The 13,466-nt window shown below is 39.4% G+C and carries 7 protein-coding genes; 2 read left to right on the forward strand and 5 right to left on the reverse strand.

Annotated features, from left to right (window positions below):
- Positions 1–12 precede the first annotated feature (12 nt).
- On the forward strand, positions 13–897 hold the full coding sequence (locus P1K33_RS09035) for a DUF8428 domain-containing protein (protein WP_284652624.1): 885 nt from the start codon (positions 13–15) through the stop codon (positions 895–897).
- Positions 898–944: 47 nt separating this feature from the next.
- Here P1K33_RS09035 and hutI read toward each other — a convergent pair whose 3' ends face one another.
- Positions 945–2,183, reverse strand: coding sequence for an imidazolonepropionase (hutI, locus tag P1K33_RS09040; protein ID WP_284652625.1), 1,239 nt, complete (start codon positions 2,181–2,183; stop codon positions 945–947).
- 68 nt (positions 2,184–2,251) lie between these two features.
- Here hutI and corA point away from each other — a divergent pair, with 68 nt between their 5' ends.
- The gene (gene corA, locus P1K33_RS09045; RefSeq protein ID WP_284652626.1) at positions 2,252–3,322 is read left to right on the forward strand and encodes a magnesium/cobalt transporter CorA; all 1,071 of its coding nucleotides are present in this window, start codon (positions 2,252–2,254) and stop codon (positions 3,320–3,322) included.
- Here the strand turns inward: corA and nhaA are convergent.
- The 4 genes from nhaA to P1K33_RS09065 form a co-directional block, all read right to left on the reverse strand.
- Positions 3,319–4,455, reverse strand: a complete 1,137-nt coding sequence (gene nhaA, locus P1K33_RS09050) for a Na+/H+ antiporter NhaA (RefSeq protein ID WP_284652627.1) — start codon at positions 4,453–4,455, stop codon at positions 3,319–3,321. The two genes, corA and nhaA, sit on opposite strands and share 4 nt — an antisense overlap.
- Before the next feature lie 67 nt (positions 4,456–4,522).
- Positions 4,523–6,469, reverse strand: coding sequence for an OmpA family protein (locus P1K33_RS09055; RefSeq protein ID WP_284652628.1), 1,947 nt, complete (start codon positions 6,467–6,469; stop codon positions 4,523–4,525).
- A 13-nt stretch (positions 6,470–6,482) separates the two neighbouring features.
- Entirely contained in the window at positions 6,483–7,394 is a 912-nt protein-coding gene (locus tag P1K33_RS09060) for a PorP/SprF family type IX secretion system membrane protein (RefSeq protein WP_284652629.1), read from the reverse strand.
- Positions 7,395–7,443: 49 nt separating this feature from the next.
- Positions 7,444–13,466: HYR-like domain-containing protein (locus P1K33_RS09065; RefSeq protein ID WP_284652630.1), on the reverse strand; the 6,023-nt coding region annotated here is incomplete at its 5' end.

Consider the following 13,466-nt stretch of genomic DNA (forward strand, 5'->3'; position numbering starts at 1 on the left):
AAACTATAACCTATGGAAAATCAAAACGGTAATTCGAAACTTAAAGCAATCGTAGCAATTTTAGCTATATTATTAGTGGGAAGTCTGGTTTACATTTTCAAATTGACCTCAGATGCTAAAAACTTAGAAACAGTTGTAACCACAACAAAATCCGAAAAAGAGGATGTACTAAAAGACCTATCAGAATTAAAAGCCACTTATGATGCGGCCATTGCAGAAAACACATCAATGTCTGATGAGCTAATCGCAGAGAGAGAAAAAGTTGTAAAACTAATGTCTGATTTAAAGTCAGCCAAAGGTGATGCAAACTCTTTGAGAAAGTACAAAGAGCAATACAAGCAAATGGAGGGAAAAATGAAAAACCTCATGCAGGAAGTTGAAGTGTTGAAAGCCCAAAATCAAACTTTAACAACCAAAATAGACAGTACCACCGTAGTTTTGGAAGATTCTAAGAAATACAACCAGGTATTAGTTGGTCAAAACGAAGAATTGGCTAAAACTGTTGAGAAAGGTCAAAAATTATCGGTGACCAATTTGAAAACTGCCGCTTACAAACAAAGAAGTTCAGGAAAGCAAATCGAGACTGACAAAGCCAGTAGAGCCGACTTGTTGCAAATTAGCTTCACTATAGCAGAAAACGCTATCGCAAAATCAGGAGATAAAGTATACTATGTTCAGGTAATCGATGCTAAAAACAATGTGTTGGGAGATAAAGCAACCATTTCATTTGGTGATACATCGTTGACTTACAGCTTTACAACTACTGTAAAATATGAAAATAAAACAGTAAATGTAAAAGAGCAATTACCAGGAAAAGACTTTGCCAAAGGAACTTATTTTGTCAATGTATTTGACAAAGGTGAATTGGTTTCAAAAAGCAGTTTCTCTTTGAAATAATAGAAATTTATATAATTGAAAAAGTCCCGAGCAATCGGGACTTTTTTTTATGCTATACTTTTTCCGTTGAGGATAACCTGGTCGATTAAATTACTGCCAAAGGCATAAGGCAATTCATAATAGGAGTTAAGCGGTTTGGTGATGATCAGATTGGCTTTTTTGCCCACCGTAATACTTCCATGGGTTTCTGATAATCCCATAGCATACGCACCGTTAATGGTTGCAGCATTGATCGCTTCTTCGGGTGTCATTTTCATTTTGATGCAGGCCGTAGCTACCACAAAATTCATATTTCCCGAAGGCGTAGTGCCCGGATTGAAATCGGAAGCCAAAGCCAATGGCAAACCGGCATTGAGCATTTTCCTGGCCGGCGTATATGGAATGCTTATAAAGTAAGAACAACTCGGTAAAGCGACAGCTATGGTTTCAACGCCTTTTAAAGCTTCAATATCTTCATCGGTTACAATCTCGAGATGATCTACTGAAAGTGCGTTATGCTTCACACAAGCGGCAATGCCGTTGATGGCGGTAAATTGGTTGACATGTATTTTAGATGGCAAGCCATATTTTTTCCCTGCTTCCATAATCCGCTGGGTTTCTTCCACAGAGAAATAGCCGGTTTCCAAAAAGGCATCGATATAATCGGCGAGTTTTTCTTCGGCAATCTTGGGTAACATTTCATTGATGATTAAATCAATATAAGCCGAATGGTTTTCTTTGTATGCTAATGGAAAAGCGTGCGCACCGAGAAAAGTGGCTTTGATGGCAATCGGATAATTTTGGGCCAGTTTCTTAATGACGCGCAACATTTTCAATTCGCCTTCAACGGTCAAGCCGTAACCCGATTTGATTTCGACTGCGCCTGTTCCTTGTTGGATGACTTCTTCCAAACGTTTCCTGGATTGGTTGTAGATTTCATCTTCGGAAGTTTCATTGAGTTTTTTAGCGGAGTTTAAGATTCCGCCACCGCGATTGGCAATTTCCTCATAGGTCAAGCCGTTGATTCGGTCCACAAATTCCTGTTCACGATTCCCAGCATAAACAATGTGTGTATGGCTATCGCACCAAGAAGGCAAGATGGTTTTTCCAGTGGCATCAATCGTTTTATCGGCATTGATTTTTGGACAATCATTCATTGAACCAAAAGCAGCGATCACCTCATTTTCAATCAAAAGAAAAGCGTTTTTTATTGAGGGCAAAATGGCCATTTCGCTTCCGGACACTTTATCAATGTTGGCTTCCCTGATTTGGAGTAATTCTTTTATATTGATGATTAGCGTTTGCATACAATGATTTTTGGTAAAAATAGTTTGAAAAAAATAAATATTCTTAATTTTAAACAAATTTAGAATTCGTGAGAAAAATAAAATATAAAAAAGGGAAGAAAGTTCAGCCTACTTTTTTGGATTATACCGGAACGCATAAGCAAGTAAAGACTGAAATGCAGTTATTTGTTTATGACACCAATGATTTGACGGAGTATAATGAATTTACCAAATCACAATTGGACAAATGTTTTGAAACTTCAAAAGTGAACTGGCTCAATATTCACGGATTGAATGATACCGAGGTTATCAAATCGGTTGGTGATTTTCTCAATGTGGACAATTTCATGTTGGGCGATATTTTGAATACCACCAAAAGAACCAAGCTGGATGAAAATCACGACGTTTTATTTTTTAACATCAAGTCTTTGCTGCCCATTGAAAACACCGATAATATTAGTGTGGAGCAAGTGAGTTTTTTATTAAAGAACGGCATTTTGGTTTCGTTTCAGGAAAAGCGAAGTGAGTATTTTGCCCACATCCGCGAGCGCATCAGATCTCATTCGGGGATTGTAAGAGACAAGAAAGCGGATTATCTTTTGTATTTGCTTTTGGATGCCATCATGGAGAATTTCTACATTACCATTGAAAATGAAGAAGACAGAGTAGAAGAGCTGATAGATATTTCAAAGACCAGCACCAAACCAGAAATTTTGGAACAAATAGAAAAGCATCGCGATAACTTCAATTTTTTAAAGCGTTCGATTATTCCGCTGCGTGATTCTTTGTATTCCATCAAAAGCATGAAAGACGATAATGTTTTCAATGCCATTGAACCTGAGAATTACAGTTTCTTTTCACGTTTGCATCAAAAGAGCTTGGAACTTTTGGAACAGATAGAATACGACTTGACTTCGTTGGATAGTGCGTCCAGTTTTTATTTTTCTACCCAAAATCACAAGATGAACGAAGTCATGAAAACCCTGACCGTAGTTTCGGTATTCTTTATGCCTTTGACATTCATTGTTGGTGTTTACGGAATGAACTTCGATAACATGCCCGAACTGCATTGGAAATATGGCTATTTCATTGTTGTGGGATTTATGTTCCTGTTGCTGCTCGGTATGATTTACTATTTCAAAAAGAAAAAGTGGTATTAATCTTTTTTAAGAGTCGCCTTTAAGTAGAGCAATCCAAATAGTCCGGCGACCAATGACGAAATCAGGATCATGATTTTGGCATTGTTGATATGCTCAACATCCGAAAAGGCGAGCAATGTGATAAAGATGGACATGGTAAACCCAATGCCACCCAAAAAGCTTACGCCAAAAATGGATCTCCAATTCAGCGTTGCAGGAAGTTGACTTATCTTTAGTTTTATGGCCAAATAACTGAACAGCCAAATGCCAATCGGTTTCCCAATGATTAAACCTGCGGCAATTCCTAAAGTATAATTGTGGCTTAAGGCATAATGCCAATCGGAATTTAAGATAATGGCGGTATTGGCCAAAGCAAAAAGCGGTAAGATGATAAAAGCGACCGGTTTGTGGAGAAAGTGCTGCAGTAAATAAGAAGATGATTTTTCATCGCCGTTCCCGAAAGGTATGGCAAAAGCCAATAAAACGCCGGTAATGGTAGCGTGAACACCTGAGTTCAACATGAAATACCACATGACAACACCAAGCACTAAATAGGGAATAAGGTTGCGGACTTTTAGTCTATTCATTACAAGCAAGACAAAAAAGATGCCTAGTGCTATCAGCAGATTACTCCAGATTAAATTTTTGGTATAGAAAATGGCAATAATCAATATGGCGCCTAAGTCATCAATAACCGCTAAAGCCGTTAGGAATATTTTTAGCGAAAGCGGCACACGGTTTCCCAATAAGGACAAAATCCCTAGGGCAAAAGCAATATCGGTAGCCATTGGAATTCCGGCTCCCGATTGGGTTTCGGTTCCATAATTCAAATATAAATACAATCCGGCAGGAATGAGCATGCCACCCAAAGCGGCAAAAATGGGCAATAGGGCATTTTTTAAATTGGATAGCTCACCGGCATAAATTTCCCGTTCCAATTCCAAACCAATCAATAAAAAGAAAATGGTCATCAGGCCATCATTGATCCAATGTTCGAAGGAATGTGTCCCAATTTGAAAATGCCAAACGTTTGTGTATTGCTGGCTCCAACCGGAGTTGGCTAAAAGCAATGAAAACAAGGTACAGGCTATAAGGACAAATCCGCCGGCTCTTTCACTTTCAAAAAAGTCTTTGAAAAGTTTGGTCATACTCATATTTCAAAGATAAAAAAAAAGCACCCGGAAACGGGTGCTTTTAGAGTTAATAAGTGTTTTTTAAATTTTATAGTGCAGTAATGATGAATTCTGATCTTCTGTTTAACTGGTGTTCAGCTTCAGTACATTTTACACCATCAGCACATTTGTTTACCAATTCTGTTTCACCCAAACCTTCTGAAGTTAAACGATCTGCAGCAATACCATTTTTGATCAACCAATCTCTGGTTGATTTTGCTCTACGGTCAGATAGTTTTTCGTTGTAGGCATGTGAAGCACGGCTATCAGTATGCGAACGAATATTGATTTTCATTGATGGGTTTTGGTTCAATACATCTAACAATTTAGCTAAGTCAATGGCTGCATCAGGTCTGATGTTCCATTTGTCTAAGTCGAAATAGATGATGTTGATTTTGAAACAATCTGCAATATCATCACCAATTTTGGCTTTACAAACTTTAGTTTTAAGTTCGATGTTCAATTCAGTTTTACCTGATTCAGAACCGATGATTGTTGCAACTTCTTTGGTTTCATAATCCTCAAGAGAAGCATTTACATAGTATTTTTTACCACATTCTACTTCTAGGAATTCATATTTACCTTCAGCATCAGAAACGGTTTCTTTTAGTTTGTTGAATTTCTCATCAAACAGCACCAATTTAGTGTTTGGTAATACGGCTTTAGTATCTTCATCTGTGATTACTCCATATAGGATTTGGTCACAGAATATAGGACGTGTTTCTAAGAATTTATAGATATCATCACTTCCTTGTCCACCATCTCTGTTAGAGCTTACGAAACCTCTTTTGGTTTTGGAGTCAATGATTAAGGCGAAATCGTCTTTTGGACTGTTTGCTTCTTCACCAACGTTAAGCACTTGTTTGAAATTAAGGCTGCCGTCTTTAGGGATTCTTGTGATGAAAACATCTAAACCTCCTAAACCAGGTTGACCGTCTGAAGCAAAGTACAATTCATTGTCATTAGAAATGAAAGGATAAGTTTCTCTACCAGGCGTATTGATTGATTCACCAAGGTTTTCAGGAGTTCCTAAAGTACCATCTTCGTTGATTTTTACTCTGTAAAGGTCAGACTGGCCAAAAGATCCAGGCATGTCTGAAGCAAAGTACAGAGTTTTTTCATCCGGAGACAGGGCAGGATGTGCCGCTTGGTAACTATCACTGTTAAAGTTTAACGGTGTGATGTTGATCCAATTGCCTTCAGCATCAAGATTGGCTTTATAGATTTTTAATAAAGTTACTTTGTTGGCATCAAAACCTCTTCCATCTAAGTAGTTATTTCTGGTGAAATAAACTGTCTTTCCGTCTTTGGTAAAGGCCGGAGTATCTTCGTGAAATTTGGTGTTGATTTTTTTGCCAAATTTATCTACAGGGCCTAAAGAACCATCTTCACTTAAATTTGAACCATATAAATTGGTAAAATACTGACCTGTCCAGGTATGGATTCTTTTAGAGAAGTTACCGGTATCACGGGCAGAAGTAAAGATTACTTTTGTTCCCATAAATGCAGTACCATAATCTGAATACTTGGTGTTTATCCCGGCATTTTCGATTTTGTAACGACCTGAATTCTTTTTGATTTCAGCCAAATAGTCTTTCTTCTTAGCGAAGATTTTTGCTCTGGCGTCATTACCACTTTTTTCGTTGAACTTGGCCATCATGGCATCCGCTTTCGGATAATCCTTGGTAGCTCTTAAAGTTTGTGCAAAGCGATAATAGAATTCAGCTTCTTGCTCTGGGTTTGTTGTATATAGTTCGCTATACCATTTGTTTGCTTTTTCTAATTCGGCATTGAAATAGTAGGCGTTACCAATTTTAAGTAACATATCAGGAGACTTGTATCCTTTTTCATAGATGCGTTCATAAGTCTTAATGGCATCTATATAAGCATACTTCCCATACTCTTTATCACCTTTTGCTTCTTTGTTACTAAGTTGTGAATAACTGTTCACAGTAGCGAAAGTTAATAGTACTAAATATATAATTTTATTTTTCATAATCGTAGTGTTATTAGAAGAATCTAGGTGATACCATTTTATTAACTTTATTGAACAATTCAAAACGTAAGAATATCTCATGCGAACCTGAGTTATAATTTTTCAATTCAGTTGTTTCTCTGTCATAACTGTAACCAATGAATAAACCATCAGTTATCTGAAATCCTGCCAATGCACTAAATGCGGCATCCCAACGATAAGCACCACCAAGCATTAACTTGTCAAAGAATAAAAAGTTAGCGGATGCATCAACCTGTAAAGGTGAACCGGTAACCAATTTAGTCAAGACTGCCGGTTTGAATTTAACCGAAGGGGAAAGATCAAATACATAACCTCCAATGGCATAAAAGTTCATTCTTTCCTGGAACACCGCAACTTCGTTATCGTTGTATTTTGTATCCTGTAAAAAGTTTGGCACAGAAAGACCAAAATAACCTTTTTCAGAATGTAAATATACACCGGCTCCAAAGTTAGGAGAAATCTCGTTGTCAAAACCCTGAAGATTTGGATCATTGGCATCCTCCGGATTCAATCTGTTAACATCTAATTTGAATTGATTAGCCGAGGCTTTAAGACCAAAGGATAATTTAGCGTTTTCAGATACCGGGATTGAATACGATAGATCAGCTGAAAGCGTATTGTCTTTTGTAGGACCGATTTTATCACTTACTACTGACAAACCAAAACCTAAATTACTATTGTTAATAGGAGTATTGATAGACGCAGTATTTGTCGTTGGTGCTCCGTCTAATCCTACCCATTGGGTACGATGCAACAGGAAAATACTCATAACTCCTCTCGATCCGGCGTAAGCGGGATTGATATTGATAGTGTTATACATGTATTGGGTATACTGTGCGTCTTGCTGAGCAAAACCAGTATAACACGTTAACATCAAAGCGAAAATTAAAATTTTTGTTCTCATATTTTCTTTTTTTGTCCTGAGGGTTTTTACACCCTCAGGGTTAGTAGGTTTATCGGGTTAAGTATAAATATCCGTCTTTAGTTACTTTAGTACCATCAAGAGCGATAGTCCACTCAATGATGTAGAAATAAGTTCCTGCAGGCAATTCTTCAGATTTGCTAACAGTAACCCTTCCTTCAGAGATACCTTCAAATCTTCGGGTATTGTTGTCATAGTCCTTAGTTTCGTAAACTAATACTCCCCAGCGATTGTAAATTTGAACATTATTTGTTGGATAACAATCAAAATCCTCAATATTTTCAATGCTAAAGTACTCGTTTAATCCATCACCATTTGGTGTAAAGGCATTGTGAATTACAACGGTATCACACGCTTCAACAGCACCAATGATGATTAGAACATTATAACTTATAGGACATAAACCATCACTAATAATATAGCTGAATAAGTACTCTCCCGGAGTAACTCCAAATGGATTGAATGTGTTATTCACCGGATCAAATCCTGGAGTAACATTATTTACATTCGTCCAAGTTCCACCGGTAACACCAGCTGGTAATAAACCATCTAATGATACAACTATATCATCTCCAGTACTTAACTGTAGTGGATCAAGTGTGATTACATCCGTGATTTCATCTACGAATACAAATTGTGTATAAGTTTGAGATAAATTACCACAAGCATCAGTAGCAACCCATGTTCTGGTGATAGTATAAGAACCATTCACAACACTTGATACTGTTATTGTTGGCTCAGGAGTTGTTACAGTTCCTGAACAGTTGTCTGTAAATACTAATACAGGAACTGGTGGGATTTGATCACAAGTAGCATCTACTTTCGGATCAAGTTCTGTAACTAATACCGGTCCGGTAGTGTCAGAAACAGTTATCGTTTGTGTTTGTGAACTAGTGTTATTACAAGCATCAGTTGCAGTCCAGGTTCTAACTATTTGATAGTTTGAAGGACAGTTTCCTTGAATGATTGTCTCACTCATGGTTACTGAAGCAGTACCACAGTTATCGGTTGCAGTTAATACCGCAGCTGTTGGAATATTATCACATGAAGCAGTAGTATTAGCCGGAGCCACTTCAACAAATGCTGGAGCAATATTGTCATTTACAGTAATGATTTGCTCTACAGAAGAAGTGTTACCACAAGCATCAGCGAAAGTCCATGTTCTGGTTACAGTAAACATGTTTGCACAAGTTCCTGCAGTTACAACATCAACACCTTCTACAGTGATTGCGCCACCACAGTTGTCAGTAGCAGTCAATGAAATCATTGCAGGTACGTCACCGGAACAAGCCACAGTTACATCGAATGGCTCAGTTGGTATAGTAGGTGCAACATTATCATTTACATTAATGATTTGCTCTACAGATGAAGTGTTACCACAAACATCAGCAAATGTCCATGTTCTGGTAATAGTATAACTACCAACGCATCCTCCTTGTTGTGTAACAGCATCAACACCTTCTACCGTAATGAAATCACCACAGTTGTCAGTAGCGGTAAGCGAAACCATTGCAGGTACATCACCGTCACAGGTTACAGTAACATCAGCCGGAGCTTGAGGAGCTGTCGGAGCCACATCATCAACCACGTTAATAGTTTGTGATACAGAAGATGAGTTATCACAAGCATCAGTGAATGTCCATGTTCTTGTTACAGTAAATGTCCCCGAACATTCTCCCGGAGTTGTTGCATCAACACCTTCAACAGTGATTGAAGCACCACAGTTATCAGTTGCAGTAAGCGAAATCATTGCAGGAACATCAGCCGCACAAGCTACAGTTATATTAGCCGGAGCTTCAGGAGCTGTTGGAGCAACGTCATCTACTACGTTTATTATTTGAGATACAGAAGATGAGTTTCCACAAGCATCAGCGAAAGTCCAGGTTCTGGTTACAGTGAACGAGTTAGGACATGCACCTTGCGTTGTAGCATCAACACCTTCAACAGTGATAGACGTACCACAGTTATCAGTAGCAGTAAGCGAAATCATCGCAGGAACATCACCCGCACAAGCTACAGTTACAGAAGCCGGAGCTTCAGGAGCTGTTGGAGCGACGTCGTCTACTACGTTTATTATTTGAGATACAGACGAAGTGTTGTTACAAGCATCAGTAAAAGTCCATGTTCTTGTTACAGAAAATGTACCTGAACATTCTCCCTGAGTTGTAGCATCAACACCTTCAACAGTGATTGAAGCACCACAGTTGTCAGTAGCAGTAAGTGAAATCATTGCAGGAACATCAGCCGCACAAGCTACAGTTACAGAAGCCGGAGCTTCAGGAGCTGTCGGAGCAACGTCATCTACTACGTTTATTATTTGTGATACAGATGAAGAATTGTTACAAGCATCAACGAAAGTCCAAGTTCTTGTTATAGAGAACGTACCAGGACAGTTACCTTGCGTTGTAGCATCAACACCTTCAACAGTGATAGCAGCACCACAGTTGTCAGTAGCAGTAAGTGAAATCATTGCAGGTACATCAGCCACACAAGCAACAGTTACAGAAGCCGGAGCTTGAGGAGCTGTCGGAGCAACATCATCTACTACGTTTATTGTTTGTGATACAGATGAAGAATTGTTACAAGCATCAGTGAATGTCCAAGTTCTTGTTATAGAGAACGTACCAGGACAGTTACCTTGAGTTGTAGCATCAACACCTTCAACAGTGATAGAAGCACCACAGTTGTCAGTAGCAGTAAGCGAAATCATTGCAGGAACATCAGCCGCACAAGCTACAGTTACAGAAGCCGGAGCTTCAGGAGCTGTTGGAGCAACATCATCTACTACGTTTATTGTTTGCGATACAGAAGATGAATTTCCACAAGCATCAATGAAAGTCCAAGTTCTGGTTACAGTAAATGTACCTGAGCATTGTCCCGGAGTTGTAGCATCAACACCTTCAACAGTGATAGGAGCTGAACAGTTGTCTGTCGCTGTAAGCGAAATCATCGCAGGAACATCGGCAGCACAAGCTACAGTTACAGAAGCCGGAGCCTCAGGAGCCACAGGATCTTGAGTATCATTTATGGTAAAGGTTGCTGAAGTTGAAGAAGCGTTTCCACATTCATCAGTTGCAGTAAATACAACAGTTACAGCAGCCGAACAGTCATTAGCGATTTCACTAAAGTCATTTGACCAGGTTACAGCTGAACATTCGTCAGTTGCAGTGGCACCACCATTTGTGGTTAACCAGGTAAACAATGCAAGTTCATTACCATTACCATCACATTCCACAATGATATTTGAAGCCTGACCAGTAATTACAGGAGCAGTTTCATCTTGTACATTGATAGTTTGAGAAGCTGTAGCAGTATTTCCACAGGCATCAACAGCGGTCCAGGTTCTGGTTACAGAATAGTTACCGGCACAGTTGGTGTTTGTAGTCACATCTTCGAAAGTCAATTCGAAAGCAGAACCACACTCATCTGTTGCAGTAGCTTGAGCGAACTCAGGCACAGCAGGACAGTTGATAGTAGAAGCAGCAGGTAATTCAGCAATTACCGGAGCATTTATGTCTTGTACATTGATAGTTTGAGAAGCTGTAGCAGTATTTCCACAAGCGTCAACAGCGGTCCAGGTTCTGGTTACAGAATAAGAACCGGCACAAGCACCATTTGTAGTTACATCTTCGAAAGTCAATTCGAAAGCAGAACCACACTCATCTGTTGCAGTAGCTTGAGCGAACTCAGGCGAAGCAGGACAGTTGATAGTTGAAGTTGCAGGCAATTCAGCAATTACCGGAGCAGTGATGTCTTGTACATTGATAGTTTGAGAAGCTGTAGCAGTATTTCCACAGGCGTCAACAGCGGTCCAGGTTCTGGTTACAGAATAAGAACCTGCACAAGCACCATTTGTAGTTACATCTTCGAAAGTCAATTCGAAAGCAGAACCACACTCATCTGTTGCAGTAGCTTGAGTGAACTCAGGCGAAGCAGGACAGTCGATAGTTGAAGTTGCAGGTAATTCAGCAATTACCGGAGCAGTTACGTCTTGTACATTAATAGTTTGAGAAGCTGTAGCAGTATTTCCACAAGCATCAGTAGCCGTCCATGTTCTGGTTACAGAATAAGAACCTGCACAAGCACCATTTGTAGTCACATCCGCGAAAGTCAATTCGAAAGCTGAACCACACTCATCTGTTGCAGTAGCTTGAGCGAACTCAGGAGCAGCAGGACAGTTGATAGTTGAAGTTGCGGGTAATTCAGCAATTACCGGAGCAGTTACGTCTTGTACATTAATAGTTTGAGAAGCTGTAGATGTATTTCCACAGGCGTCAACAGCGGTCCAGGTTCTGGTTACAGAATAAGAACCTGCACAAGCACCATTTGTAGTTACATCAGCGAAAGTCAATTCGAATGAAGAACCACACTCATCTGTTGCAGTAGCAGTGGCAAATGAAGGTGTTGCAGGACAGTTGATAGTTGAAGTCGCAGGTAAAGTTGCAATAACCGGAGCTGAAATATCTTGTACATTAATAGTTTGAGAAGCTGTAGCAGTATTTCCACAAGCGTCAGTAGCGGTCCAAGTTCTGGTTACAGAATAAGAACCTGCACACGCACCATTAGTAGTTACGTCAGCAAAAGTTAAACTAGGATTTGCATCACAATTATCAGTCACTGTAGCTTGAGCGAACTCAGGAGCAGCAGGACAGTTGATAGTTGAAGTTCCAGGCAATGTTGCAATTACCGGAGCAGTAATATCTTGAATAGTTATGGTTTGAGTAGCTGAAGCGGCGTTTCCACATTCGTCAGTTACTGTCCAAGTTCTTACTATAATATTGTTACTAGCACATGCACTTGCAGGAGTTAAACATACACTATTGAAGTTAACACTTCCGTTAACATTAGCTTGTTTTCTTGAGAATACAAACCAAGTTCCATTCATTGGACCTGTTAAGTTTTCAAAACTTGATACATAACTTGTAACTCCGGTAATAGTGTTTGGAGAAGACAAGGCACCATTAGGTGTAAAGTTTTGAGGAATATCTTGAGCGATAACATTGTTATTGTTCCATTGTGCATATCCTGAACTATTTGGATAGAATACAGGTAAATATAATTCCTGATCGTTTGAATTAGCATCTTCACAAGCACCACCGGTACAGTAAGGACCAACTAAAACCACAGCTTGTCCGCTAGGAGCAACCAAAGTAAATTCGGCTCTTCCTTTTCCTTGATTTGTTTCAAAAGAAAGGGCTAATTTTTCAATGTCTTTTGCAGTCAGGTTAGCATATCCAGTTACATCAAAGTAGAAGTAATTTCCGTTTCCTGAATTGATATTCGCTTCATTGTCATTTCCAAAACAATCAGAATCTGTATAAGTTACTTCAGGACTTGCATCACAAGCATCAGAAATATTAGTTACGGTACCAATAGCAGTTGGGTCTAAATTAGTAGAACAATTTTCACCGGTATTGATTGTTACATCAGCCGGAACAGTAAATGTTGGAGCTGTTGTATCCTGAACATTGATAGTTTGAGAAGCTGTAGAAGTATTTCCACAAGCATCCACAGCTGTCCATGTTCTTGTTACAGAGTAATTACCGGCACAGTTACCATTGTTGGTTGTGTCAGCAAAAGTTAAAGTAGCACCAGATCCACAACCGTCAGTAGCCGTAGCTGTCGCAAATGAAGGCGTAGCCGGACAAGAGATTGTTGATGGAGCAGGTAAAGCTGCAATCACCGGAGCAGTTACATCTTGTACATTTATAGTCTGTGAAGCTGAAGAAGAATTTCCACAAGCGTCAACAGCAGTCCAAGTTCTGGTAACAGAATAGTTACCGGCACAAGCACCAGGAGTTGTTACATCATTAAAGGTTAAAGTAGCACCAGATCCACAAGAGTCAGTTGCTGTCGCAGTTGCAAACGAAGGCGTAGCCGGACAGTTGATAGTAGAAGTACTAGGTAAAGCAGCAATCACCGGAGCGGTTACATCTTGTACATTAATGGTTTGAGAAGCTGTAGAAGAATTTCCACAAGCGTCAACAGCCGTCCAAGTTCTGGTCACAGAATAAGAACCGGCACAAGCACCAGGAGTGGTTACATCGTTAAAAG

It is taken from the genome of Flavobacterium terrisoli (assembly GCF_030167905.1).
Classification (GTDB): domain Bacteria; phylum Bacteroidota; class Bacteroidia; order Flavobacteriales; family Flavobacteriaceae; genus Flavobacterium; species Flavobacterium terrisoli.